Annotated in this window: 25 protein-coding genes and 1 tRNA gene; 13 read left to right on the top strand and 13 right to left on the bottom strand. The window is 68.0% G+C overall.

Translation table 11 applies throughout. The annotated features are described in order from the left end of the window. Positions 1-69 precede the first annotated feature (69 nt). The 3 genes from cysS to AB4059_RS13045 are packed head-to-tail and all read left to right on the top strand — an operon-like array spanning position 70 to position 3,121. Positions 70-1,446, top strand: coding sequence for a cysteine--tRNA ligase (gene cysS, locus AB4059_RS13055; protein WP_498979441.1), 1,377 nt, complete (start codon positions 70-72; stop codon positions 1,444-1,446). Then, complete coding sequence (locus AB4059_RS13050; RefSeq protein WP_498979439.1) at positions 1,443-1,892, top strand: SufE family protein; 450 nt, start codon at positions 1,443-1,445, stop codon at positions 1,890-1,892. Before cysS ends, AB4059_RS13050 begins: the two co-directional genes overlap by 4 nt. After that, entirely contained in the window at positions 1,889-3,121 is a 1,233-nt protein-coding gene (locus tag AB4059_RS13045; protein WP_498979438.1) for an MFS transporter, read from the top strand. Before AB4059_RS13050 ends, AB4059_RS13045 begins: the two co-directional genes overlap by 4 nt. 85 nt (positions 3,122-3,206) lie before the next feature. Here AB4059_RS13045 and dksA read toward each other — a convergent pair whose 3' ends face one another. Continuing rightward, a complete protein-coding gene (gene dksA / locus AB4059_RS13040) occupies positions 3,207-4,268 on the bottom strand; it encodes an RNA polymerase-binding protein DksA (RefSeq protein WP_498979437.1) in 1,062 nt (353 codons plus the stop codon). A 109-nt stretch (positions 4,269-4,377) separates the two neighbouring features. On the opposite strand from dksA, the gene yidD reads away from it, so the two are divergent. Both yidD and AB4059_RS13030 read left to right on the top strand, forming a co-directional pair. Then, positions 4,378-4,605, top strand: a complete 228-nt coding sequence (gene yidD / locus AB4059_RS13035) for a membrane protein insertion efficiency factor YidD (RefSeq protein ID WP_498979435.1) — start codon at positions 4,378-4,380, stop codon at positions 4,603-4,605. Positions 4,606-4,669: 64 nt separating this feature from the next. Continuing rightward, positions 4,670-6,031, top strand: a complete 1,362-nt coding sequence (locus AB4059_RS13030; RefSeq protein WP_498979434.1) for a dihydroorotase — start codon at positions 4,670-4,672, stop codon at positions 6,029-6,031. A gap of 3 nt (positions 6,032-6,034) precedes the next feature. Here the strand turns inward: AB4059_RS13030 and folE2 are convergent, their stop codons facing one another. The 7 genes from folE2 to efp form a co-directional block, all read right to left on the bottom strand. Beyond that, entirely contained in the window at positions 6,035-6,964 is a 930-nt protein-coding gene (gene folE2 / locus AB4059_RS13025; protein WP_498979433.1) for a GTP cyclohydrolase FolE2, read from the bottom strand. A 61-nt stretch (positions 6,965-7,025) separates the two neighbouring features. Next, positions 7,026-7,763: a phytoene/squalene synthase family protein gene (locus AB4059_RS13020; protein ID WP_498979431.1), complete on the bottom strand. Its 738-nt coding sequence runs from the start codon at positions 7,761-7,763 to the stop codon at positions 7,026-7,028. After that, positions 7,760-8,428, bottom strand: a complete 669-nt coding sequence (locus tag AB4059_RS13015; RefSeq protein ID WP_498979430.1) for a phosphoglycolate phosphatase — start codon at positions 8,426-8,428, stop codon at positions 7,760-7,762. Before AB4059_RS13015 ends, AB4059_RS13020 begins: the two co-directional genes overlap by 4 nt. Further along, on the bottom strand, positions 8,425-9,144 hold the full coding sequence (ubiG, locus tag AB4059_RS13010) for a bifunctional 2-polyprenyl-6-hydroxyphenol methylase/3-demethylubiquinol 3-O-methyltransferase UbiG (RefSeq protein ID WP_498979429.1): 720 nt from the start codon (positions 9,142-9,144) through the stop codon (positions 8,425-8,427). The genes AB4059_RS13015 and ubiG overlap by 4 nt, the downstream gene beginning before the upstream one ends. Positions 9,145-9,162: 18 nt before the next feature. Next, positions 9,163-10,494 (bottom strand): TRZ/ATZ family hydrolase, encoded by a 1,332-nt coding sequence (locus AB4059_RS13005; protein WP_498979428.1) that lies wholly within the window; start codon positions 10,492-10,494, stop codon positions 9,163-9,165. A gap of 2 nt (positions 10,495-10,496) precedes the next feature. Beyond that, a complete protein-coding gene (locus AB4059_RS13000; RefSeq protein WP_498979427.1) occupies positions 10,497-10,721 on the bottom strand; it encodes a hypothetical protein in 225 nt (74 codons plus the stop codon). After that, positions 10,721-11,287: an elongation factor P gene (gene efp / locus AB4059_RS12995; protein WP_498979426.1), complete on the bottom strand. Its 567-nt coding sequence runs from the start codon at positions 11,285-11,287 to the stop codon at positions 10,721-10,723. The genes AB4059_RS13000 and efp overlap by 1 nt, the downstream gene beginning before the upstream one ends. 73 nt (positions 11,288-11,360) lie before the next feature. Here efp and epmB point away from each other — a divergent pair, with 73 nt between their 5' ends. Together epmB and AB4059_RS12985 are read left to right on the top strand one after the other, a co-directional pair. Then, positions 11,361-12,374, top strand: coding sequence for an EF-P beta-lysylation protein EpmB (gene epmB / locus AB4059_RS12990; RefSeq protein WP_498979424.1), 1,014 nt, complete (start codon positions 11,361-11,363; stop codon positions 12,372-12,374). Positions 12,375-12,483: 109 nt separating this feature from the next. Then, positions 12,484-14,562 (top strand): EAL domain-containing response regulator, encoded by a 2,079-nt coding sequence (locus AB4059_RS12985; RefSeq protein ID WP_498979423.1) that lies wholly within the window; start codon positions 12,484-12,486, stop codon positions 14,560-14,562. Between the two features lie 104 nt (positions 14,563-14,666). On the opposite strand, the gene htpX is transcribed toward AB4059_RS12985, so the two are convergent. Further along, positions 14,667-15,572 carry a protease HtpX gene (gene htpX / locus AB4059_RS12980; RefSeq protein WP_498979422.1) on the bottom strand — a complete coding sequence of 302 codons (906 nt, stop codon included), beginning with the start codon at positions 15,570-15,572 and terminating at the stop codon, positions 14,667-14,669. A 76-nt stretch (positions 15,573-15,648) separates the two neighbouring features. Here htpX and gluQRS point away from each other — a divergent pair, with 76 nt between their 5' ends. The 4 genes from gluQRS (at position 15,649) to phbB (AB4059_RS12960) (ending at position 18,853) form a co-directional block, all read left to right on the top strand. Beyond that, positions 15,649-16,581, top strand: a complete 933-nt coding sequence (gene gluQRS / locus AB4059_RS12975) for a tRNA glutamyl-Q(34) synthetase GluQRS (protein WP_498979420.1) — start codon at positions 15,649-15,651, stop codon at positions 16,579-16,581. A 49-nt stretch (positions 16,582-16,630) separates the two neighbouring features. Further along, the gene (phbB, locus tag AB4059_RS12970) at positions 16,631-17,374 is read left to right on the top strand and encodes an acetoacetyl-CoA reductase (protein ID WP_498979419.1); all 744 of its coding nucleotides are present in this window, start codon (positions 16,631-16,633) and stop codon (positions 17,372-17,374) included. 126 nt (positions 17,375-17,500) lie between these two features. Continuing rightward, positions 17,501-18,007, top strand: a complete 507-nt coding sequence (gene phaR / locus AB4059_RS12965; protein WP_498979417.1) for a polyhydroxyalkanoate synthesis repressor PhaR — start codon at positions 17,501-17,503, stop codon at positions 18,005-18,007. Between the two features lie 105 nt (positions 18,008-18,112). Further along, positions 18,113-18,853 carry an acetoacetyl-CoA reductase gene (phbB, locus tag AB4059_RS12960; protein ID WP_498979416.1) on the top strand — a complete coding sequence of 247 codons (741 nt, stop codon included), beginning with the start codon at positions 18,113-18,115 and terminating at the stop codon, positions 18,851-18,853. 12 nt (positions 18,854-18,865) lie between these two features. On the opposite strand, the gene AB4059_RS12955 is transcribed toward phbB (AB4059_RS12960), so the two are convergent. Together AB4059_RS12955 and AB4059_RS12950 are read right to left on the bottom strand one after the other, a co-directional pair. Continuing rightward, positions 18,866-19,756: a M48 family metallopeptidase gene (locus tag AB4059_RS12955; RefSeq protein WP_498979415.1), complete on the bottom strand. Its 891-nt coding sequence runs from the start codon at positions 19,754-19,756 to the stop codon at positions 18,866-18,868. Positions 19,757-19,783: 27 nt separating this feature from the next. Then, on the bottom strand, positions 19,784-21,550 hold the full coding sequence (locus tag AB4059_RS12950) for an SUMF1/EgtB/PvdO family nonheme iron enzyme (protein WP_498979413.1): 1,767 nt from the start codon (positions 21,548-21,550) through the stop codon (positions 19,784-19,786). 199 nt (positions 21,551-21,749) lie between these two features. Between AB4059_RS12950 and rnd the strand changes: the two genes are divergently transcribed. After that, positions 21,750-22,847: a ribonuclease D gene (rnd, locus tag AB4059_RS12945; protein WP_498979411.1), complete on the top strand. Its 1,098-nt coding sequence runs from the start codon at positions 21,750-21,752 to the stop codon at positions 22,845-22,847. 88 nt (positions 22,848-22,935) lie between these two features. Then, a tRNA-Ala gene (locus AB4059_RS12940) sits at positions 22,936-23,011 on the top strand. Between the two features lie 75 nt (positions 23,012-23,086). Here AB4059_RS12940 and AB4059_RS12935 read toward each other — a convergent pair. Continuing rightward, positions 23,087-23,431, bottom strand: a complete 345-nt coding sequence (locus tag AB4059_RS12935; RefSeq protein ID WP_498979409.1) for a 5-carboxymethyl-2-hydroxymuconate Delta-isomerase — start codon at positions 23,429-23,431, stop codon at positions 23,087-23,089. Positions 23,432-23,465: 34 nt separating this feature from the next. Beyond that, complete coding sequence (locus AB4059_RS12930; RefSeq protein ID WP_498979408.1) at positions 23,466-23,960, bottom strand: lipocalin-like domain-containing protein; 495 nt, start codon at positions 23,958-23,960, stop codon at positions 23,466-23,468. Positions 23,961-23,968 lie beyond the last annotated feature (8 nt).

The following is a 23,968-nucleotide window of genomic DNA, read 5'->3' as shown; positions in this document are numbered from 1 at the left end:
CGCGGGCTCGGGCCTGAATCGAGGCTTTCCCGGCGGCTAGAATGGCGCGATTCCCCCATTTGCCGACCCATGGCCCTTCGCCTCCACAACACCCTGACGCGCCGGGTCGAGCCCTTCGCGCCGCTGGACCCCGTCGCCGGCCCCACGATGTATCTGTGCGGACCGACGGTCTACAACTACGTCCACATCGGCAATGCACGCGGCCCGGTGGTCTTCGACGTGCTGGCCGCCCTGCTCCGCCGCCGCTACGGCGCGCTGCGCTACGCGCGCAACATCACCGACGTGGACGACAAGATCAACGCGGCCGCGCGCGATGCCGGCGTGCCGATCTCCACCATCACCGAGCGCTACACCGCGGTTTACCTGGACGAGATGGCGGCGCTGGGCGTGCAACCGCAACCGCTGCAACCCAAGGCCACCGAACACATCCCGCAGATCATCGCGATGATCCAGCGCCTGATCGACAGCGGCCATGCCTACGCCGCCGAAGGCCACGTGCTGTTTTCCGTCGGCAGTTATCCCGATTACGGCAAGCTCTCGCGGCAATCGCCCGAGGACATGCTGGCCGGCGCGCGCATCGACGTGGCCCCCTACAAGCAGGACGCCGGCGACTTCGTGCTGTGGAAGCCCTCGACCGACGACCTGCCCGGCTGGGACTCGCCCTGGGGCCGCGGCCGCCCGGGCTGGCACATCGAGTGCTCGGCGATGGCCGAAGCGCACCTGGGCGACACCATCGACATCCACGCCGGCGGCATCGACCTCCAGTTCCCGCACCACGAGAACGAAGTGGCGCAGAGCGAATGCGCGCACGGCGGCAAACCGTTCGCACGCTTCTGGCTGCACAACGGCATGCTGGTGTTCGGCGGATCGAAGATGTCCAAGTCGCTCGGCAACGTCGAGCGCATCCACACCTTGCTCGAACGTTACCCCGGTCGTTCCGAGGCGCTGCGTTATGCGCTGCTGTCCGCGCATTACCGCCAGCCGCTGGATTGGACGCCGGCGCTGGTCGATCAATCGATCCGCACGCTCGACCGCTTGTACGGCACCTTGCGCGACCTGGCCGACGTCGAGGCCACGCCGGTGATTCCGCAGTCGATCGAGGACATGCTCGACGACGACCTCAACACGCCGCAGGCGCTGGCCGAAATCGCACGCCTGGCCGGTGAGGCCCGCAAGGCCGAAGGCGCTGACGCACGGCGCGAGGCCAAGTCCGCGCTGCTCGGTGCGGGGTTGGCGCTCGGCCTCTTGCAACGCGCGCCCGCCGAATGGATCGCCGGCGAGACGTCGAACGACGACGACGCGCGCATCCAGGGCCTGATCGACGAACGCATCGCTGCGAAGGCTTCGAAGGATTTCGCCCGCGCCGACGCCATCCGCAAGCAACTGGCCGACGACGGCATTCTCCTGGAAGACACGCCGCAGGGCGTACGGTGGAAACGCGCATGAATGCCGTGGCCGACCACCGCGTGTTTCCGCTGGAGCCCACCGCCGCCGATGCACAGGCGGCGATCGCGGAGGAATTCGCGTTCTTCGGCGATTGGTCCGAGCGCTACCAGTACCTGATCGACCTGGGCCGCAAACTGCCGCCCTTCCCCGATGCGCTCAGGAACGAAGAGCATCGCCTGCTCGGGTGCCAGTCGATGGTGTGGATCGTGGGCGAAGGCGATGCGCAGCGCCTGGATTTCCTGGCGACCAGCGATTCGGCGATCGTCGCGGGGCTGTGTTTCCTCGCACTGCGCGTGTATTCGGGACGATCGGCGCAGGAAATCCTGGCCACGCAACCCGATTACGTCGAGAAAGTCGGCCTGGCCAAGCATCTCTCGCCGACCCGCAGCAACGGCCACGCCGCGCTGCTCGCCTTCATCCGCGAGCGCGCGCAGGCCGCCGCGTGAGTGCACTGACGGCCGCAGACTCGCCGCTGCGCAACCGCGCGTTCCTGGGCCTGCTCAGTTATCGCATCCTCACGATGCTGTCCTACCAGATGGTCGCGGTGACCGTCGGCTGGCACATCTACGAAATCACGCACGATCCGCTGGCGCTGGGCCTGGTCGGCCTGGCCGAAGTGATTCCCTACTTCTGCGTCGCACCGTTCGCCGGCTATCTGGTCGATCACCTGAAGCGGCGTCGCCTGGGCGCGTTCGCGTGCGCGGGCCTGGCGATGACCGGCGTGATCCTCGTCGCGATCGCCTCGGGTTGGACAAGCGCCGGCACCTGGCTGATCTACGCGGCGATCGCGCTCACCGGCAGCGTCCGCTCGTTCCTGACCCCGATCTACAACACACTGTTCGCGCGCGTGTTGCCGCGCGAACAGTACGCGCGCGGCGCGGGGCTCGGGAGCGTGGTGTTCCAGCTCGGCCTCGTGCTCGGTCCCGCGTTCGGCGGCGTGATGGTGGCCTTGGCGGGGAAGACGTCCGCTTACGGGATCGCCGTGGTGTTCGCGATTGCGGCCGCCGTGCTGTTGACGACGCTGCGCATCGAAGAGCCGCACATCCCGACCGAACGCGCGCCGATCTTCGCCAGCATCGGCGAAGGGCTGCGCTTCGTGTTCGGCCACCAGATCCTGCTGGGCGCGCTCGCGCTGGACATGTTCGCGGTGTTGTTCGGCGGTGCGGTCGCCTTGCTGCCGGCCTTCATCAAGGACGTGCTGCACGCGGGCCCCGAAGCGCTCGGCGTCCTGCGCGGCGCGCCCGCGGCCGGTGCGGTGCTGGTCGGGCTGTGGATGGCGCGCAAGCCGCTGGAAAAGAATGCGGGACGCATCCTGTTGCTCGCCGTCGCCGGGTTCGGGCTGTGCATCATCGGTTTCGCGTTGTCGCGGCACCTGTGGTTGTCGGTGATGATGTTGTTCGCCTCGGGCCTGTGCGATGGCGTGTCGGTCGTGCTGCGCTCGACCATCCTGCAGCTCGCCACGCCCGACGCCATGCGCGGGCGCGTCTCTGCGATCAACGGCATCTTCATCGGCTCGTCGAACGAGCTGGGTGCGTTCGAATCGGGGCTGGCGGCGAAGTTCCTCGGCCTGGTGCCGAGTGTGATCTTCGGGGGATGCATGACGATGTCGATCGTCGCGGTTACGGCGAAGCTGGCGCCGAAGTTGCGGCGGTTGAACTTGAAGGAGCTGCATTAGGGGGCGTCGTTGGTTTACCCCACCCAAAAAGAAACCCGCCGATTGGCGGGTTTCTTTTTGACCTCCCCTGGAAGGGGAGGTGTTCTCAATCGCCCATCTGCTTTTGCAAGTGTTCCCAGCGTTCCTGCTCGTCGATCGTGCGTTCGGCGGTCAGGCGCGCCTCGAGGCGGTCCAGGCCGATTTCTTCGCCCGAATCCACGCTGTAGCCGTATTCGCCGGCATCCAGGCGCTTGAGCGTGCTGTCGATCTTGCCGATCAGCTTGCGGTAGCGGTCGCGCGTGCGCAGTTCCAGCGAGTTCTCGGTCTCGCGGGTCGCACGTTCGGCTTCGTCGCCGACGTCGCGCACTTCGTCCTTGAGGTTCTCGATGGTCTGCTTGGACTCTTCGACCAGGTCGGCGCGCCAGCTGAGCAGGCGCTGGCGGAAATATTCCACCTGCAACGTGCTCATGTACTCCTCGTCCTGCGAAGGCTTGTAGCCCTGCGGGATGATCGGGCGACCCGTGCCCTCATCGGTCTTGTATTCGACGACTTTCACTTTGCCCCGTGGTGCTGGTGCGGCCGGCTTCGCGGCTACGGCAACAGCAACTTTGCCCTCCGGACGTGGGCGCGACGTGACGGCGGGTGCCGCCGAGGATGCGGGCTTGGGCGAAGTGGCGAGCGCGGGCTTCGCAGTCTTCGTCGTCGCCTGCGGTGCGGGCGACTTGGTTTCGGGCTTCGCCGCGGGTGCGACCGGCGCGCTCTTGGTCGCAGGCTTCGCAGCCGGCTTCTTGACCGCGGCGACGCGCACTTCGGGCTGCTTGGCGACGGGCTGCTTGACCGCTGGCTGCTTCGCCACCGGCGCGGCCTTGGCGGGCGCGGCCTTCGCGACGGGCTTGGCGGGTGCGGCCTTCTTCGCGACTGCAGGCTTCGCGACAGGCTTGGCCACGGGCTTGACGGCCTTGGCCGGCGCCTTCTTCGCCGGAGCGGCCTTCTTGGCAACAGGCTTCTTGGCAGGCGCAGCCTTCTTCGCGACCGGTTTCTTGGCCGGCGCGGGCTTCTTGGCTGCGGGCTTGGCGACGGGCTTCTTCGCCACAATCTTCTTCGCCGCCGGCTTGGCGGCCTTCTTCGCGGCCTTGGCGGCCTTCTTCGCTGGTTTCTTCGCTGCCACGAGCGGTACGTCCCTCGTTCCCTTGAGGCGGGAAAGCGCGCTGTTATACCCTGCCCCGACAAGGGCGGCAACCCGCGAAACCCTTCGTGCGAGGCCGCATTTCAGTATCGTGATCGATCGACTGCTCATCGGGGCCCTGCGCCTGTACAAGCGCTGGATCAGTCCATTGCTGGGTCCGCGTTGCCGTTTCGCGCCCACCTGCTCGGAGTATGCGATGCAGGCCATCGCGCGTTTCGGCGCCGTGCGCGGCTCCTGGCTCGCCGTGCGCCGCGTCGCGCGCTGCCACCCCTTCCACCCGGGCGGACACGACCCCGTGCCCCCCGCTTCGTCAAAATGAACGCCAACCTGCGCACGCATGTGAATGCGTCGCTCCGCCAAGATCGCATCGCCAAGGAACGCCCATGCCCGCGACATCCAAGCCCACGCTGATCGTCAATGCCCGCCTGGTGAACGAAGGCCGCGAGGTCGAAGGCGACCTGCGCATCGAGAACGGCCGCATCGCGCAGATCGGCACGGGCCTGTCCGCGCGCGAGGGCGAGCACGTCGTCGACGCCGCCGGCCGTCGCCTCTTGCCGGGCATGATCGACGACCAGGTGCACTTCCGCGAACCGGGGATGGAATACAAGGCCGACATCGCGACCGAATCGGCCGCGGCCGTCGCCGGCGGGCTGACCAGTTTCATGGACATGCCCAACACCAACCCGCCCACGCTCGACAGCGCGGCGCTGGAAGACAAGTACCGGCGCGCCACCGGTCGCGCACGCGCCAACTTCGGCTTCTACATGGGCGCGAGCAACGACAACATCGAGGCGATTCGCGCACTCGACCCGCTGCGCGCCCCGGGCATCAAGGTGTTCATGGGCGCCTCCACCGGCAACATGCTGGTCGACAACCCCGAGACGCTGGACGCGATCTTCCGCGACGCGCCCACGCCGATCATCACGCACTGCGAAGACACGCCGATGATCGACGCCGAACTCGCCCGCTACAAGGCGAAGTACGGCGACGACATCCCGCCCGAATTCCACGCCGACATCCGCTCGCGCCAGGCGTGCATGAAATCCACCCTGCTCGCGCAGGAACTGGCGCGCCGCAACGGCACCCGCCTGCACGTGCTGCACATCTCCACGGCCGACGAGCTCGCGTTGTTCGAACGCGGCCCGCTCATCCGCGCCGATGGCACGCGCAAGAAGATCACCGCCGAAACCTGCATCCATTTCCTGCGCTTCGATCGCGCCGATTACGCCACGCTCGGCAACCTGATCAAGTGCAATCCCTCGATCAAGGAAGCGAGCGATCGCGAAGCCCTGATCGCCGCACTGGCCGACGATGTGATCGACGTGCTCGCCACCGACCACGCCCCGCATACGCTGGAGGAGAAGGCGCGTCCCTACACCGGCGCGCCGAGCGGCCTGCCGCTGGTGCAGTACGCGCTGGTCGCGGCGCTGGAGTTGGTGCACGAAGGCCGGCTGACGAACGCGCAGGTCGTGCAGAAGGTGTGCCATGCGCCGGCGCAGTTGTTCGACGTGTCGCAGCGCGGCTTCCTGCGCGAAGGCTACATGGCCGACCTGGTGCTGATCGACGATGTGCCCTTCACCGTGCGCCGCGAGGACGTGTTGTCGAAGTGCGGGTGGTCGCCGTTCGAGGGCCGCACGTTCCATTCGCGCATCGGCGCGACCTGGGTCAACGGCGTGCTGGCGTGGGATGGCAGCCAGTTGGTCGATGCGCCGAACGGGCAGCGGCTGGAGTTCGCGCGGGTTTGACCGTCAGGGTGCCGCGTTCGTCCCGGAGACGCGCGCGACTGCATCGTGCGGATGCAGGCTTTCGAAGTGCGCAACGCGCACTTCGTATCGGTCGATGCGCTCCTCGCGCGACAACGCACCGGCCACGCGGCGCGCGGCGTCTTCGCAGAACATCAGGTTGGCGGCGTTGAGTTCGGCGAAGGCCTGTTCGTCTTCGCGCTTGACCGCCGTCTGCACGGGCGTGCCGAGCGAGGCTTCGACCGCGTCGACCAGGTCCAGCAACGGCAACTCATCGAACGCGGGGCGCAACACCACGCGGATGTCGGCGCGGCTGCGCTGCGCGTGCGGCGTGGCGGCCAGGCCGCGTTCGGAGGCGAGCCAATCGCTCACGACCTGCGCCGAGATCGGGCGCGCCGCCGCGAAATCGCTGGCGAAACGCTCGGCGTTGACCTGGCGCGACAGCGCCGCCGACGCGGGACACGTACTGGAGTATTCGACCGCGAAACCGAGCGCGAGATGCAGATGGCCATCGGCGAGCTCGGCTTCGATCGACACCGGGTAGCGCTTCCAGCCGACGTTGTCGCTCGCGAGCGCGCGGCGTTGCAGCAAATGTTCGTAACGGATGTGCAGGCGCGCGCGCGTGGAGGCGCCCTTCTGCGATTCGATGAAACCCTGCAACACGCGGCGCAAACCGCCGGGCGTGATCGCTTCGCTCGCGAAGGCCTGCTGCAATTGCAGGTACAGGCGCGACATGTGGATGCCGCGCGCCTGTCCGTCGCGCAGGTCGACGGCGACGTCGACATCGGCCGCCACCTGCACCGGTTGTCCGTCGGCGTCGTGGATGCGCACCGGGATCGCGATGCGGTCCATCCCCACCCAATCCAGCGGGCGTGCCAGCGCCGCCGCTTCGAACGCGACGTCGGGGAGCTGCGCGGGGGGACGGGAGGCGGTCATGAGGGGCGCATTGTAGCCAGCGCGGGCGGTGGCTCGTGACGAAATCGGTGCAACGGTGCGTTCAGCGGCGCGCGGCTTGCCATGCCGTGAACAGCGCCCGCCAGGCGGGCAAGGGGCGCTCGGGCGCGCCGCCGTCGGCGTACCGGCGCAGGCGCTCGCGCACCAGTGCGGCGTGCAGGCGCCCGGGCACCGTGCCGCCGTGCGGCAAGGGCCATTGGTCGAGCAAGGTGCGGGCCCAGAGCCGCGATGCGACGCCCGGTTGCGCGCCCTGCCCGGCCTGGGCGAGCGATTGCAGCGGCGCGGCCGCATCGCCGCCGGCGAGCGCATGTTCGCCGAGCAGGCTCGCCACGACGCTGCGCTCGGGCGCCGGATCGCCGATGCCACTGCCGAACAGGGTCGAGGCGATCGTCGACACGCCGCGTGCGAAGGGTTCGAGTGCACTGAAGGCATCGTCGATGTTCGCCGCGCGTTCGCGGGTCGCGCGCAAGGCGGGCAATGCCGCCGCGAGCACCGGCCATGCGGCGGGCTCGCGTTGCAGCACGATGCCGAGCGGATGGCGACGCACACCCTTCGCCCAACCGTGCAGCTCTTCGGCCCACCACGCGAGTTTCGCGTCGCCCGGCCGCGGGTCGCTGCCGAGCCAGGCCGCATGCGTCAATTCGTCGCGCAGCGCGAACCAGGCGATCGCGCGTTCGCGATGCAGCGGTGCGACGAAAGGTTCGGCGAAGGGCCACTCGGGCCAGCGTTCACGCCACTTCGCCAGCGTCGTGTCGACCGCCGGGTCGCTCACGGCGCTCATGGCCAGCGTTCCGGCGCGCACAGTTCGGACGGCAGGTCGACCATCGTGTCGCCCTTCCAGGCGAGCGGGTCGTCTTCGTCGAGGCGATAGCCCCACAAGGCGACCACCGATCGCATGCCGGCCGCACGCGCGGCCTGGATGTCGCGTTCGTCGTCGCCGACGTAGACCACGTCGGTCGCGTCGAAGCCCATCACTTGCGCCGCATGCAGCAAGGGCAGCGGATGCGGCTTGCGTTCGGGCAGCGTGTCGCCGCCGATCAGCACGGCGCAGCGCGTGTCCCAGCCGAGCATCGGCATCAGGGCGCGCGCGAGGTATTCGGGCTTGTTGGTGACGATGCCCCAGCGGCATCCGGCGTCTTCCAGCGCGCGCAGCATCGCGTCGATGCCTTCGAACAATTCGCCGTGGCGGCCGAGTTCGCGTTCGTAAGTCGCAAGGAATTCCGGGATCCACGCGTTGCGCTCGTCGGCCGGGATATCCGGGAAAGCGGCGGCGGTCATCGCGCGCGCGCCTTTCGACACCACGGGGCGCAACTTCGTCATTTCCATCGGGCCGCGGCCGCGCGCGGCGCGCATCGCATCCACCGTGGCCAGCATGTCGGGTGCGCTGTCGAGCAAGGTGCCGTCCAGGTCGAACAGCACCGCTTTCGGGAACGACATTGCGATCATCCGGGCTTGCGCGCGCAGGCGAGGTAATTCACGTCCGTACGGCGCCCGACGCGTGCGGCGTTGCGCCAGGGCTCGTACACCAGGCCGCTGACGTCTTCGAGTTCGAGCCCGGCGTCGCGCAACCACGCACCGAGCTCCGAGGGCTTGATGAAGTCGCGGTACTGATGCGTGCCCTTGGGCAGGATGCGCGCGATGTATTCGGCGCCGAGGATCGCCAGCGCGAACGCGGCCGGCGTGCGGTTGAGCGTGGAGAGAAACAAACGGCCGCCCGGCTTGAGCATCGTCGCGCACGCGGCGAGGACCGACGGCGGCGACGGCACGTGTTCGAGCATTTCCATGCAGGCGATCGCGTCGAACGTCCCGGGCATTTCTTCGGCGAGCGCTTCGGCGGGCACCTGGCGATAGTCGACTTTCACGCCCGATTCCAGGCCGTGCAGGCGCGCGATCTTCAGCAGGTCGGGCGCCAGGTCGATCGCGGTGACGTCCGCGCCGGCGGCGGCCATCGATTCGCTGAGCAAGCCGCCGCCGCAACCGACGTCGAGCACGCGCGCACCCTGCAGCGGCGTGCGATCGGTGATGTATCCCAGGCGCGCGGGGTTCAGCGCGTGCAGCGCCTTCTGCGGGCCGTTGGCATCCCACCAGCGATGGGCGAGCTCGTTGAAGCGGTCGAGTTCGGCCTGGCGGAAGTTGTCTTCGTTGGGTTGCGCTTGCGTCATCAGGGCCTCGGGAGCGGATTACGCCGTGCGGACCGCGGCGATGCGGTCGCGCCACTGGCGCGCGTTGGCCACGATGGCGTCGACATCCATGTCCACGAGGATGCGGGCTTCCAGCTTGCGCTGCCCGGCGATCCACACATCGCTCACCTGGTGCCGCCCGCAGGCGTAGACCAGTTGCGAGACGACGTGGTGCAGCGGCTGGGTTTCCAGCGCGCCCAGGTCCACGCACACCAGGTCGGCCTGCTTGCCTGCTTCGATCGAACCGATGGCGTCTTCGAAGCCCAGCGCCTTCGCGCCGCCGAGCGTCGCCGCGCGCAAGGCCGAAAACGCATCGAACGCCGAGGCGTCTTCGCCGACCGCCTTGGCAAGCAACGCGGCGGTGCGCATCTCGCCGAACATGTCCAGGTCGTTGTTGCTGGCCGCACCGTCGGTGCCGATGGCGAGGTTGACGCCGGCGGCCGCGAGTTTCGCGACCGGGCAGAAGCCCGAGGCGAGCTTGAGGTTGGATTCGGGGCAATGCGCGACGCTCACGCCGCGTTCGGCGCACAGCGCGATCTCCGCGTCGGTCAGTTGCGTCATGTGCACCGCGATGAGGCGGTCGTTCACCAGGCCCAGGCGGTCCAGGCGTGCGATCTGCGACTGGCCCAGGGTTTTGCGCGCCTCGCTCACTTCATGCGCGGTTTCGTGCACGTGGCAATGCACCGGCACGTCGAGCTGGTCGGCGAGCATGCGGATGCGTTCGAAGTTCGCATCCGACACGGTGTACGGCGCATGCGGCGCGAAGGCGGTGGCGACGAGCGGATCGTTGCGCCACTGATCGTGCACTTGCCCGGCGCGGTCGAAATATTCGTCGGACGTGCGCGCCCACGCGGTGGGGAAATCGATGATCGGCAGCCCGACGCGCGCGCGGAACCCGTGCTTGCGGTAGGTCGCTGCCTGCACGTCGGGGAAGAAATAGTTTTCGTTGCAGCACGTGGTGCCGCCGCGGAGCATTTCGGCGATGGCGAGCGTCACGCCGTCGGCGATGAAATCGGGCGCGACCACCGCGGCCTCGATCGGCCAGATGTGGCCCTGCAACCATTGCATCAGCGGCAGGTCGTCGGCGACGCCGCGCAGCAACGTCATCGGGTTGTGGACGTGCGCGTTGACCAGGCCGGGGGTCAAGACGCCGTCGGGGCGCGAGACGGTTTGCGCGGCGGTGAAGCGCGCGCGCGCCTCGGCGATCGGCAACACCGCGACGATGACGCCATCGCGCACCGCCACGGCGTAATCGGCGAGCACGACGCCGTGCGGCTGCACCGGCACCACGTGGCCGGCTTCGATCAGCAGATCGCAGGCTTCCGGCGCCATCCTTACCAGAGGCCCGCGCCGAGGGCGTAGGTGAGCCCGAAGGCGCCGGCGCCGAACAGCAACCACGCCAGCAACATCAGGCGCAGCGCCTCGCCGTAACGCAGGGCGCGCACGCGACCGGGGAACACGCGCGGCAGCGTCGTGTTCCACAGCCACAGCACCGCGCCGGCGGCGACGATGACGCCGACGAGCCAGACCGCGAGCTGGAGGATTGCGGAGGGATCCATCACTTCACGCGGCTGACGTACTCGCCCGAGCGCGTGTCGACCTTGATGATTTCGTCCTGGCCGACGAACAGCGGCACGCGCACGACCGCGCCGGTTTCCAGCGTCGCCGGCTTGCCGCCGCCACCGGAGGTGTCGCCACGGACGCCCGGATCGGTTTCGGTGATCTTCAGTTCGACGAAATTCGGCGGCTGCACCATGATCGGCGTGCCGTTGAAGAGCGTGACCACGCACTCTTCCTCGCCCTTGAGCCACTTGTCCGCGCCGCCCATGCCGTTCTTGTCGGCCTGCACCTGCTCGAAGGACTCGGGATTCATGAAGTGCCAGTACTCGCCGTCGGCGTAGAGGAACTGCATGTCGGTGTCGACCACGTCGGCCTGTTCCACGCTGTCGGTGGCCTTCATCGTCATTTCGACGACGCGCCCGGACTTGATGCTGCGGTACTTCACGCGCGTGAACGCCTGACCCTTGCCCGGCTTGACGTATTCGGTGTCGATGATGACGCAGGGGTCGTTGTTGACCAGGATCTTCTGTCCGGTCTTGACGTCGTTCATGCCGAGGCTGGCCACGGTGTTGCTCCTGTTAAACGGTGTCTGCGCGCCGGCGACCTGCGACGGGGCCGGCTAGAATGTCGAGCTCGACATGATAGCCGAACCCCTTCCCCTCCCGCCGCTGCCCGCGCCGGATTGGCGCCACCAGTGGCGCGAGTCGGTGCGCGATCCGCGCCAGTTGCTCGCCCTGCTCGGCCTCGATGCGGTGGCCGCGCGCATATCCGACGCAGCCGCGGCGCAGTTCCCGCTGCGCGTGCCGCGTGCCTTCGTCGCGCGCATGCGCCACGGGGATGCGGCCGATCCGCTGCTTCGCCAGGTGCTGCCGTTGGATGATGAGGACCGGATCGTGCCGGGCTTCGGGTTCGACGCGGTCGGCGATACGGCCGCGCGCACCGCACATGGGGTGCTGCAGAAATACCGCGGCCGCGCCTTGCTGGTGGCCACCGGCAGTTGCGCCATCCACTGCCGCTATTGCTTCCGCCGCCACTTCGATTACGCGGGCGATACCGCCGCGGCCGGGGGGTGGGCGCAGGCGATCGCGCAGATCGCGGGCGACCCGACGATCGAGGAAGTGCTGCTCAGCGGCGGCGACCCGCTCTCGCTCGCCACGCCCAAGCTCGCCGAACTCACGCAGGCCCTGGCCGGCATCGGGCACCTCAAGCGCCTGCGGATCCACACCCGCCTGCCGATCGTGCTGCCCGACCGCGTCGACGCCGATCTCATCGCGTGGATGGGTTCGCTGCCCTGGCCGGTGACCGTGGTGGTGCACGCCAATCATGCGAACGAGTTCGACGGGGCCGTCGATTCGGCCCTGGCCCGCCTGCGCGCGGCCGGTGCGACCCTGCTCAACCAGGCGGTGCTGCTGCGCGGGGTCAACGACACCGTCGATGCGCTCGCGGCGCTGAGCGAACGCGGCCATCGCGCCGGCGTGCTCCCCTATTACCTGCACCAACTCGATCGCGTGCAGGGCACGGCCCATTTCGAAGTCGACGATGCGCAGGCCCTGGCCCTGCATCGCGCACTCGCGGCACGGCTGTCGGGCTACCTGGTCCCGCGCCTGGTTCGTGAACTCCCCGGCGATCCGGGCAAGAGACCCCTGGCCTGAGCTTCCGGCGCATGGACCTCGACCGGCCATTCGTGCCATAAGGTCAACCGTCCGTCGCCGGAACCGTTTTCCCTCCCCCGGTCGACCTGCACGACCCAGAGAGCCCCGGATGCGAGCCAAACAGGACAGCGTGCTGCGATTGCTGATCGTCGACGACAGTGTCGAGGCGGCCGAAGCCATCGTCAGCGGATTGCGCAACGCCGGCATCGCCGTGCGCGTGTCGCGCCCCGAGAACGAAGAGTCCCTGCCTGCCCTGGTGGGCGGCGCGCTCGACCTCGTGATCGCCGCGAAGGACGCCAAAAACCCGACGATGGCGGCCGCGATGACGGCCATCGACGCCAGCGGCAAGGACATCCCGCTGCTGATGGTGGTCGACACCGTCGACGACAACACCTTGCTGCAGGCCAGCGAGCGCGGCGTGCGCGGGCTGATCCTGCGCGGCCGCATGCCGCACGTGCTCGCCACCGTGCGCGCCGAATGGGAAGACCTCGAAGCCCGCCGCGCGCAACGCCTGCTCGAAGCGCAGGTGCGCGAAACCGAACGCCGCTGCGACGCCCTCATCGATTCCTCGCGCGAGCCCATCGCCTACGTGCACGAAGGCATGCACATCCGCGCCAACCAGGCCTACCTGGAGATGTTCGGCTTCGAGGCGTTCGAAGACATCGAAGGCATGTCGCTGCTCGACCTGGTCGCGCCCAGCCATGTCGCCAACTTCAAGACGCTGCTCAAGGGCCTGTCGAAGGGCGATGCCCCGCCGCCGCGCTACGAACTCGAAGCGCTCGACCAGGAAGGCAACCGCTTCCCCGCCACGATGGAATTCACCTCGGCCTTCTACGAGGGCGAAGCGTGCATCCAGATCGTCTTCCGCCGCCAGGAAAGCGATCCGGAACTGGCACGCGAAGTCGAGGAACTGCGCCAGCGCGACCAGGTCACCGGCCTGCTCAACCGCCCGACGTTCCTGCAGCAACTCGAATCGGCCGTCGGCGGCACCGCGCAGGGCGGCACGCACCTGGGCCTGTTGCTGATCGAGCCGGACCATTTCGTGCGGCTGATGCAGGAAATCGGGCTGGACGCCGCCGACGATCTCGTCGCCGGCCTCGCCGGGCGCCTGCGCACCGCGCTGGGCCCCGAAGATGTCGCCGCGCGTTTCGGCGAACACCAGTTCGCTGTGCTGTCGAAGAACAGCGACCATGTCGGCACCGTCGCACTCGCCGAGCGCGTGCGCGCGGCCTTCGAAGGCCACGTGTTCGAAGTCGGCGAGCGTTCGCTCTCGGCGACGGTCAGCATCGGCGGCGTGCAGATCGGCGAGAAGATCGCCTCGGTCACGCAAGTGCTCGCCAAGGCCAGCCAGGGCGTGCAGTCCTCGGTCGCGGTGGGCGGCAACCGTGCAGAGATCTTCGATCCGGGCGCGGTGGATCGCGCCGAAGAAGAGCGCGTGCGCGCGTGGGTCGAACGCATCCGCGCGGCGGTGGACGGGGACGGCTTCGTCCTGCACTACCAGCCGGTCATCAGCCTGCACGGCGAACCGGGCGAGACCTACGAAGCGCTGTTGCGCTTGCGTGGCACGTCCGAAGGCGAGCTCGTGGCGCCGCAGATGTTCCTGCCGGTGGCCGAAGAACACGGATTGCTGTGGGAAATCGACCGTTGGGTCGCGGGCCGCGCGATCCAGGTCGTCGCCGAGCGCGCGCGCCTGCGCAAGGACACCACGCTGCTGGTCAAGATCACCCAGGCGTCGCTGGCCGACGACACGCTGGCGAAATTCATCGGCGAGCAGATCGCGCTGCACAAGATCCCGGGCGATCGCCTGGTGCTGCAGCTGCCCGAGTCCAAGGTGTTCACGCACCTCAAGCAGGCGCAGGCCTTCCGCGCGGCGGTGAGCAAGTTCGGTTGCCGCGTGGGCCTGGAGCAGTTCGGCACGGGCCTCAACTCTTTCCAGCTGATGCAGCACTTCGAACCGGCGCTGGTGAAGATCGACCGCGCCTTCATCCAGGAACTGGCGCAGAACCCGGACAACCAGGCCAAGATCCGCGAATTCAGCGTGCGCGCCAACGAACAGGGCGCGAAGACCATCGCCGAATTCGTGCAGGATGCGGCGGCGATGACGTTCCTGTTCACGAGTGGTGTGGATTACGTGCAGGGCCACTTCCTTGCGGCAGCCGGGCCCGAGATGGACTACGACTTCCAGTAACCCCGGGAATGGGGAACGGGGAATAGGGAATAGTAGATTCGCGACGCGTCAAATCGCGTCGCCTCAACTATTCCCTATTCCCCATTCCCCATTCCGTGCTGCCGTCAGGTCACGACATTCTGTCGGACTGCACTCCCAGCCGGCTGCCAATTGCGCAGCGCTTCGATGCGCTCTTCCAGCGGCGGATGCGACATCAGCAGGCGACGCACGCCGTGGCCGACGCCACCGCTGATGCCGAACGCGGCGACCTGCTTGGGCAAGGTGCTTTCGCCGTAGGTCAGCGACAGGCGCTGCAGCGCGGCGACCATCTTGTCGCGGCCGGCGAGCGTGGCGCCGCCCGCGTCGGCGCGGAACTCGCGATGCCGCGAGAACCACATCGCGATCATGCTCGCGAACAGGCCGAACACCAGGTCGAGCACGAACACGATGATGTAGTAACCGAAGCCGCCACCGCTGCCCTCGCGATTGCCGCTGATGTAGCCGTCGACCACGCGCCCGACCACGCGCGCCAGCACGATCACGAAGGTGTTCAGCACGCCCTGCAGCAGCGCCATGGTCACCATGTCGCCGTTGGCGACGTGGCTCACTTCATGGCCGAGCACGGCTTCGGCCTCGTCGCGGTCCATCGCGCGCAGCAGGCCGGTGGAGACGGCGACCAGCGCCTTGTTGCGGTTGGCGCCGGTGGCGAAGGCGTTGATTTCCGGCGCGTCGTAGATCGCCACTTCGGGCATGCCGATGCCGGCGGCCTTGGCCTGGCGCTGCACGGTGTCGAACAGCCAGCGTTCGGTTTCGTTGCGCGGCTGCTCGATGACGTGGGCGCCGGTGGCGCGCTTGGCCATCCACTTGGAGATCAGCAGCGAGATGATGGAACCGCCGAAACCGAACACGGCGGCGAACATCACCAGGCCGGCGGCCGATTGCGGGTTGATGCCGAGAACCGCCATCACCACGCTCAGCAGGCCGAGCACGGCAAGGTTGGTGGCGAGGAACAACACGAGGCGCTTGAACATGGTCGTCTCATCCGCGCCGCCGGAAAAAGCGGCCGTATTGGGGAAGTGAGGCGATGTTCGTTTAAATTCAAGCGCGATGTCGATACGAACCGACCCGAGCGAGCACCGCCTTCGTCCCACGCCCCGTCGTGGACGCTTCGCGCCATCGCCCACCGGGCCCCTGCATCCGGGCTCGTTGCTCGCCGCTTTCGGCAGTTGGCTGCTGGCGCGTCACGTTGGCGCTGAGTGGTGGGTGCGCGTGGAGGATCTCGACCCGCCGCGCGAACAACCTGGCGCGATCGAACGCCAATTGCGCACGCTGGAAGCCTTCGGCCTGGTCTCCGATGGCCCGATCCTGTACCAGAGCACGCGCGAAGCGGCCTATCGCGCCGCGCTCGATCGCCTGCTGGCCAGCGGCGATGCCTTCGAATGCTGGTGCAGCCGCAGCGATCTGTCGGCCAGCGGCGGCTTGCACCACGCCTGCGTCGCCGGGCCGCAGGCCGGGCGCGCGCCGGCGATTCGCCTCCGCATTCCGATCGGCGAGACCGTCGCCTTCGACGATGCGATCCAGGGGCGCGTGGCCCAGGATGTCGGCGCCGAAGTCGGCGATGTCGTCCTGCGGCGCGCCGATGGGTTCTGGGCCTACCAGCTCGCGGTGGTCGTCGACGACGCGGCGCAGGCGATCACCGACGTCGTGCGCGGCGCCGACCTGCTCGACTCCACCCCGCGCCAGATCCTCCTGCAGCGCGCACTGGGCCTGCCCACGCCCCGCTACGCGCATCTACCACTCATCGTCGACACGCAAGGGCGCAAGCTGTCCAAGTCGACCGATGCCCTGCCCATCGACGACGCCAACCCCCTGCCCGCGCTGCGGATGGCCTGGCGTGCGCTGGGCCAGGCACCGGCGGCGTTGGAATCGTGCACCGACGTGGCTGGAACGCTCGCTGCGGCGCAGGCCGCCTTCTCGCCCTCGCGGATTCCGTCGGAATCCGTTGCGTTGCACAACACAGGTGTCGCAATCGCGTCCTAGACTGGACCGACCGGCGTTTTTCGCAGAACGACAGACCAGGGAGCGGCACATGGCATCCAGCAGGGTGGCTTTGGTGACGGGCGGCACGGGCGGCATCGGCACGGCGATCTGCCGTCGGCTGGCGCTGGGCGGGCATCGGGTGGCGACGAACTACCGCAACGAGGAAAAAGCGCGCGCCTGGCAGGCGAAGCTGCGTGCCGAAGGCATCGAGGTCGCGCTCGCGCCGGGCGATGTCTCCAGCGACCAGGACGCCGAGGCGATGGTCCGCGCCGTGGAAGCGCAACTGGGCCCCGTGGAGATCCTCGTCAACAACGCGGGCATCACCCGCGACACCACCTTCCACAAGATGAGCGCGCTGCAGTGGCGCGAAGTCATCGGCACCAACCTGGATTCCTGCTTCAACGTCACCCGACCGGTGATCGAGGGCATGCGCGCGCGCAAGTGGGGCCGCATCATCCAGATCGCCTCGATCAACGGCCAGAAGGGCCAGTACGGCCAAGCCAACTACGCCGCCGCCAAGGCGGGCATGCACGGCTTCACCATCTCGCTGGCGCAGGAGAACGCGAAGTTCGGCATCACGGTCAACACCGTCTCCCCCGGCTACATCGGGACCGACATGGTGATGGCCGTGCCCGAGGAAGTGCGCAACAAGATCGTCGCGCAGATCCCCACCGGCCGCCTGGGCGAGCCCGACGAGATCGCCTACGCGGTGTCGTTCTTCATTCCCGACGAAGCCGGCTGGATCACGGGCGCCAATCTCTCGGCGAACGGCGGCCAGTACATGGGGTGGTGAGCGCGCGCTGGTGAGCGGTCGCTGAAACCGGGTTCACGTTCATGACCTGAGGGTCTTGACAGCCCTGTTGCAATCCCCTGTTGCGGTGCGCCATGCTCGGGCACGCCGTCTTCGGGGGTCGACCGCATGCCACTCCGCGTCATCAAGAAATATCCCAACCGCCGTCTCTACGACACGCGGATCTCCAGCTACATCACCATCGAGGACGTGCGCCAGCTCATCGTCGATGGCGAAGAGTTCGAGGTGCGCGACGCCAAGACCGGCGAGGACCTCACGCGCTGCGTGCTCCTGCAGATCATCACCGAGCACGAACAGGACGGCGAACCGATCCTCTCCACGCAGTTGCTCAGCCAGATCATCCGGTTCTACGGGGATTCGCTGCAGGGCTTCATGGGCAACTACCTGGAACGCTCGATGCAGATGTTCCTGGAGCAGCAACAGCAGTTCCGGCAGCAGATGAGCGGCCTGATCGGCCAGGCGCCGTGGACGATGCTCAACCAGCTGACCGAGAAGAACCTGGAGATGTGGAAGGACTTCCAGAACGGCCTGGTCGGCGGCATGGGCCGCCCGGCGGCGCCCCGCGCCACGCCGGCCCGGGACGAGAAGGACACCAAGGACAAGACCAAGGCCTGAGCCCTCAGGCCTCCCGCGCCGCGAATGTGACCGGCGTGCGTTGACGACCCTGCCTGCCGCTGGCACCCTGCCGGCTGCTGCAGTGCACCAAACATCAGGAATCCCATGAGCAAGCGCGTGGCCGTCGTGACCGGCGGCATCGGTGGTCTCGGTACCGAGATCTGCAAGACCCTCGCCCGCGCCGGGCGCACCGTCGTCGCCGCCGACCTCGGCGCGCGCGAAGAGCGCATCGCGCAATTCCGCCAGGACGTCGATGGCCTGGACGTGCATTTCGAAGCCGGCAACGTCGGCGACTTCGACGCCTGCGGCGAACTCGTCCGGAAGGTCGAAGCCGAACGCGGCCCGATCGACATCCTCGTCAACGCCGCCGGGATCACGCGCGACGGCACGCTGCGCAAGATGGCGCGCACCGACTGGGATGCCGTGTTGAACATCAACCTCGACGGCGTGTTCAACATGTGCCGCCACGTGGTGGACAGCATGACCACGCGCGGTTTCGGGCGCGTGGTGAACATCAGCTCCGTCAACGGGCAGACCGGCCAGTTCGGCCAGACCAACTACTCCGCGGCGAAGGCCGGCATGCACGGCTTCACCATGGCGCTTGCGCGCGAAGTCGCGCGCAAGGGCGTCACGGTCAACAGCGTCTCGCCGGGTTATTGCGAAACGGCGATGGTCATGGCGGTGCCGGAAGACGTGCGCGTCAAGATCGTCGACAGCGTGCCGGTCGGCCGCCTGGGCAAGCCGAGCGAAATCGCGCGCACGGTGGAGTTCCTCACCAACGACGACGCCGGTTTCATCACCGGCGCGAACATCCCGGTGAACGGCGGCTTGTTCATGAGCTTCTGACGATGGCGGCGCTCAGTGCGCCGTCTCGCAGAACTTCTTCCGATATTCCATGGCCTTGGGCATCAAGGCCTGCAGGTTCTGGATGCGCGTGCCCGGGTTCGGGTGCGTGCTGGAAAATTCCGGCGGCGCCTGTCCGCCGCTGGCCTGCTCCATGCGCTGCCACAGCGGGATCGCTTCTTCCGGGTTGAAGCACGCCGCCGCGGCGAGCATCAGGCCCATCTCGTCGGCCTGCGTTTCCTGCTTGCGCGCGTAGGGCAGGGCACGGCCGTAGCCGTACACGGCCATCACCGCCTGCATCTGCTGCTGGTCCATGCCGCTCATCGCGCCGGCCATCTGGCCCATCTGCGCGAGCTTCTGTTCCGACATGCGCTGCGCACCATGGCGCAGCAAGGCGTGCGTGATCTCGTGGCCCATCACCACCGCCATCGCATCGTTGTTCTGCGCGACCGGGATCAGGCCGGTGTACACCGCCATCTTGCCGCCCGGCAGGCAGAACGCGTTGACCTGGTCGGACTGGATCAGGTTCACGTCCCAATCGAAGCTCTTCTCGATGTGCGGCGCCTGCATGCCGTGTTCGGCGGCGAGTGCGTCGGAGACTTCGGGGATCTTGGCGATGAGGCGCTGCGCGATCTGGCGCACGGCCGCGGCGTTGGGATCACTCGGGGGAACGATCTGCTCGGTCTGCTGCAATTCGTTCCAGGCCTGCAGGCCCAGCGCCTTTTCATCGTCCGGCGTGATGCTCTGGTCGATGAGCACCTTCTCGCCGGTCAGCGGATCGTCGACGCGATTGGAAAACCAGTAGAACGCCGCGTACCCGGCGAACAACAGCAGCACCCACCAACGAATCCCGCCGAACCCGATCCCGCGCCGTCCTGACGCCTGGTTGCCGTAGGGACTGTTCATCGCCGCTCCTTGAAATGTGATCGCGCCTTACAGCTCCCGCACCAGACGGAAACCAAGCCGCGCATTGGTGGTGTCGCCATCCGTGGACAGCCGCCAGGCCGAACGCACCTGCGTCGGTGCGCTCACCCACGACCCGCCGCGGATGACGCGCCGACGGCAACCGGGATTGACCCAGGGCTGTCCATCGGCGGGGGCGCGCCGGTACCCGACGTGCCAGCAGTCGGCGACCCACTCGCTGACGTTGCCGCTCAGGTCGTGAAGACCGAATGCATTGCCCGGATACCGCCCGGCCGGCGCCGGGCCCCAATACCCATCGGAATAGCCCCGGAAGGCGTTGCGCCAGGCGCGGCCCGTCGGCGAGCGATCGCCCGATCCGGTGACATTGCCCGCGAAGCGCGGCGGGATCGCGCTGCTCCACGCCAGGCTGCCTTCGCTGCCCGCGCGCTCGGCGTATTCGAATTGCGCCTCGCTCGGGAGCGCATAGCGTTCTCCGGTCTGCTGCGAGAGCCAATGCGCATAGGCTTCGGCGTCGCGCGCGCTGACGTGCAACACCGGCATCGCATCGGTCGCCAGCTCGCCGAGATAATCGTGCCGCCAATCCACGCCACTGCGACGCACGAGCGTGCCGCTGCGTTCGTCGTAGACGATGGAGTGTCCGCGCCGCACCGCACGCGGCTTGTACTGTGTGGCCTGCACGAAGCGGCGGAATTCGCCGACCGTGGTTTCGGTGCGCGCCATCGCGAAGCCGCGCTCGAAACGCACGTAATGCACCGGACGCTCGGACGGGGACGCACCGGTTTCGCCATCGCGCGCGCCCATGCGGAAACCGCCGTGCGGCACGACCACCATCTGCGGCCCGCGCGCGCCGCTTTGCAACGCGTCGGTGAACACCTGGCCCACGCGGAACAGGCCGTAGTGCGCCACCTGGTCGATGCGCGCGCGCAATTCGGCGGCGGCCGGATCGCCCGGCGGCGCGATGCGCAGCATGTCCGACAGGATGCGGCGCGCTTCGGGCAAACCGTTCTCGCGCATGAGCACCGCCATGCCCCTGTCGCGCATTTCGTCGGCGCGCACGCGGCGCTGCATCGCGATCCGCGCGCGCGCATCGTCGACCGTCGTCATGCTCGGCCGCACGCGATCGGCGAAGGCCAGCCATTGTTCTGCGCCGGCGAAATCGTTCTGCGCGGCGCGTTCTTCCGCGCGCCGGATCAGGGCGCTTTCGACCGCGGCGATGCCTTGCGAGGCGCGCGCATCGCCCGGGCGACGCTCGGCGGCTTCGCGGAAATAATCCAGCGCACCGCGGTCGCCGGCTTCTTCGCCGAGCCGGCCCGATTGCAGTTCGCGTTCGCCGCGATGATCCAGTTGCACCGATTGATCGGCGCGATCCACGCGCGAGAGGTAGTCACGCATCGCCGGGTCGTCCGGCGCGGCGGTGCGCCCGACTTCGCCCACTTCGTGCGCGCGGACCAGGCCGTTGGGATCTTCGTCCATGCGACCGAGTGCGGCATCGCCTTCTGCGATCAACAATTTGATTGCGCGCGCCATTGCGCGCATCACACCGGCGTCGATGGGTTGGCGCGCGTGCAATTCCAGGAGCAAGGGCACGGCGTCGCGCGGTCCGCCGAACAGGCGCCCTTCGTCGAGCGCCTTGTTCGCTTCGGCCAGCACGGCGGGCTCCTCGCCTGCCGCGATGATCACCGGCGGCGGTTGCCACGCGGGAACGGCGACCGCTTCCTCGCCGGTGATGGTCACCAGCGGGTTGCGTTCGGCGGTGGGCGTGGCGGCCTGGTCCACGCGCTTGCCATCGCAGGCAGACAGCGCAAGGACGCACGCGAGGGCAAGCAGACGGGGCGAGCGGGTCCGTGGAGGCGTCATGAACGTCCGTGGGGCCGTGACGCGACGATGGTGGGCCATCCTCGCCATCCGGGGCAACCGTGACGTGGAAGCGCTCGCCCGGTTAGTCTGGCGGCCTGTCCTGTCAGCAAGACCCCTCGTGCATCTCTGGATCACCGACCCCACCGACCTCGCGGCGCGCCTGGCGCACCGCCCCACCCGCGTGGGCCTGGACACCGAGTTCATCCGCGAACGCACCTACTGGCCGCAGCTGGCGCTCGTGCAGATCGCGCTCGAGGACGCCGACGGCAACCCGCAGATCCTGTTGGTCGACACGCTGAAGGACGGCATGTGCGAAGCGCTCGCGCCGATGCTCGCCGACCCCGGCATCCTCAAGGTGATGCACAGCGCATCGGAAGACATCGTGGCCTTCAAGCGCAGCTGCGGCGTGGCGCCGACGCCTTTGTTCGACACGCAGATCGCCGCGGGCCTCGCCGGTGTCGGCGCGGGCATGGGGTATCAGCGCCTGGTGCAGGAATTGCTCGGCGTGGCGCTGGAGAAAGGCGAACAACGCTCCGACTGGCTGCGCCGTCCGCTCACCGAATCGCAAATGAAGTACGCCGCCGACGACGTCGTGCACCTGGACGCCTTGTATCGCGGCCTGTCCGAACAACTCGAATCGCTCGGCCGCCGCGCGTGGCTGGACGAAGACAGCGCGCGCCTGGCGCAAGGCGCCGACGAAGCCGGCGAACGTTGGCCGCACCTGTCGATGCGCGCCGCGCAATTCCTCGACACCGCCGGACAACACCGCCTGCTGCGCCTGCTCCGCTGGCGCGATGCGTATGCGCGCACCAGCGACCGCCCACGCAGCTGGATCCTCGACAACGAACTGGCGACGACGCTGGCGCGCAACCCGCCGATCGATCGCGACGCACTCAAGCGTCAATTGGACGCGATCCCGAAATCTCCGCGCAGCCTGGTCGACGTGATCTGGACCGCGCTGACCACCCCGCTCCCGGACGAAGCCGACGCCCCGCCCCCGCGCAGCGAGGATCGCGACAAGGCCGCCCTGCGCAAACTGCAGGACACGACCGCGGAAGTGGCGAAGGAACTCGGCCTGCCCGACGGCGTCCTCGCCTCGCGCCGCTGGCTGGAAACCTTGCTGGACGGCCACGACTGGCCCGGCGCATTGTCGGGATGGCGCCGGCAGCAACTGGAAGCGCGCCTCAAACCGTTGCTGGCCGCGGGCGGCAACTGAACGGGGCGGTCCGCGCACGAACCGCAATGCGGATCGGCGCGCACCGCTTGGCAGCCCTGCGGCGCCTCCGTATACTGCGCGACTTCGTGGGGCGGTAGCTCAGCTGGGAGAGCGTCGCGTTCGCAATGCGAAGGTCGGGAGTTCGATCCTCCTCCGCTCCACCACTTAGATTCCAGATGTGCGAAGGGCCTGCAGCGATGCAGGCCCTTTTTCTTTGCGTTACGGCACTGGCCAGCGCGTCACAGCATCGCGCGATTGCAGTACGTCGCCTTCTCGAACTCGGCGATGTTCACGGCGATGCGATCCAGGCGCGGAAACATGTCCGCCATTTCGCGCACGATGGCCCTGGACAAGGCCGCGCGCTGCTCGACGCTGCGCCCCTGCATGATCCACGCGAAGGTATGGAGGAAGTCCCGCCGCTCGCCTCCAACCGCGTACGTGTCGTAGGGGTTGATGCGGACCTTGATGTCCGATTCGACGAACAGCCCCGACGCATTCGCGACGCGATGCAGGCGGGCGATGATCGATTCCTGGTCGTGGATGCCAAGCAGGTCCCGGGAACAGTCGACGATGAAGTGCGGCATGGTGCTCCATGGGTGAAGCGGAAATCGGGGCGGATCAATCGACCCGCTGCCAGACGGACACCGGGATGCTGCCATCGGCCCGCGGCGGCACCTTGTAACGCAGCTGCGCGCCGTCGAGCGTGTACTGGCGCTTCTGGGTCGTGCCTTCCCAGTTGGGGAAGGACGATCCTTCGATCGAGAACACCAGCACGCCCGCGCGTTCGTCGATCGCCAACGTGCCGTAGTGCGTGCTGCTGCCCATGGCGGCCGACCTGAATTCGTCGACGCTGCCGTCGGCCTTGCTGTCGCTGGCGAACTGCAGGCGCTCGGACTTGAAGATCTGCAGCGAATACCGCCCCTTGGCGTCGACGACGAGCCTGCCCTTCGGGTGCTCGCCATAGTCGTGCGTCGTCTCGCCATCCGGCAGGAGCTTGTCCGCGGCGACCAGGGTCCAGGTCCCTTGCAGCGGAAATGCGGACGTCGGGGCATGCGCATCGCGCGCGCCCAGCCCCGCGAGCATGGCAACGAGTGTGCCGGTGATCAGTTTCATGGTGGCAG

The organism is Lysobacter sp. 2RAF19 (assembly GCF_052115395.1).
Classification (GTDB): Bacteria; Pseudomonadota; Gammaproteobacteria; order Xanthomonadales; family Xanthomonadaceae; genus Noviluteimonas.
Note: the sequence above shows the minus strand (reverse complement) of the source record. Positions and strands in the feature narration are given on the sequence as shown.

Bases quoted from the DNA above. Each gene is read 5' to 3' on its own strand.
- cysS (WP_498979441.1), top strand. From the start codon at position 70: ATGGCCCTTCGCCTCCACAACACCCTGACGCGCCGGGTCGAGCCCTTC.
- AB4059_RS13050 (WP_498979439.1), top strand. From the start codon at position 1,443: ATGAATGCCGTGGCCGACCACCGCGTGTTTCCGCTGGAGCCCACCGCC.
- AB4059_RS13030 (WP_498979434.1), top strand. From the start codon at position 4,670: ATGCCCGCGACATCCAAGCCCACGCTGATCGTCAATGCCCGCCTGGTG.
- folE2 (WP_498979433.1), bottom strand. From the start codon at position 6,964: ATGACCGCCTCCCGTCCCCCCGCGCAGCTCCCCGACGTCGCGTTCGAA.
- AB4059_RS13020 (WP_498979431.1), bottom strand. From the start codon at position 7,763: ATGAGCGCCGTGAGCGACCCGGCGGTCGACACGACGCTGGCGAAGTGG.
- AB4059_RS13015 (WP_498979430.1), bottom strand. From the start codon at position 8,428: ATGATCGCAATGTCGTTCCCGAAAGCGGTGCTGTTCGACCTGGACGGC.
- ubiG (WP_498979429.1), bottom strand. From the start codon at position 9,144: ATGACGCAAGCGCAACCCAACGAAGACAACTTCCGCCAGGCCGAACTC.
- AB4059_RS13005 (WP_498979428.1), bottom strand. From the start codon at position 10,494: ATGGCGCCGGAAGCCTGCGATCTGCTGATCGAAGCCGGCCACGTGGTG.
- AB4059_RS13000 (WP_498979427.1), bottom strand. From the start codon at position 10,721: ATGGATCCCTCCGCAATCCTCCAGCTCGCGGTCTGGCTCGTCGGCGTC.
- epmB (WP_498979424.1), top strand. From the start codon at position 11,361: ATGATAGCCGAACCCCTTCCCCTCCCGCCGCTGCCCGCGCCGGATTGG.
- AB4059_RS12985 (WP_498979423.1), top strand. From the start codon at position 12,484: ATGCGAGCCAAACAGGACAGCGTGCTGCGATTGCTGATCGTCGACGAC.
- htpX (WP_498979422.1), bottom strand. From the start codon at position 15,572: ATGTTCAAGCGCCTCGTGTTGTTCCTCGCCACCAACCTTGCCGTGCTC.
- gluQRS (WP_498979420.1), top strand. From the start codon at position 15,649: ATGTCGATACGAACCGACCCGAGCGAGCACCGCCTTCGTCCCACGCCC.
- phbB (WP_498979419.1), top strand. From the start codon at position 16,631: ATGGCATCCAGCAGGGTGGCTTTGGTGACGGGCGGCACGGGCGGCATC.
- phaR (WP_498979417.1), top strand. From the start codon at position 17,501: ATGCCACTCCGCGTCATCAAGAAATATCCCAACCGCCGTCTCTACGAC.
- phbB (WP_498979416.1), top strand. From the start codon at position 18,113: ATGAGCAAGCGCGTGGCCGTCGTGACCGGCGGCATCGGTGGTCTCGGT.
- AB4059_RS12955 (WP_498979415.1), bottom strand. From the start codon at position 19,756: ATGAACAGTCCCTACGGCAACCAGGCGTCAGGACGGCGCGGGATCGGG.
- AB4059_RS12935 (WP_498979409.1), bottom strand. From the start codon at position 23,431: ATGCCGCACTTCATCGTCGACTGTTCCCGGGACCTGCTTGGCATCCAC.
- AB4059_RS12930 (WP_498979408.1), bottom strand. From the start codon at position 23,960: ATGAAACTGATCACCGGCACACTCGTTGCCATGCTCGCGGGGCTGGGC.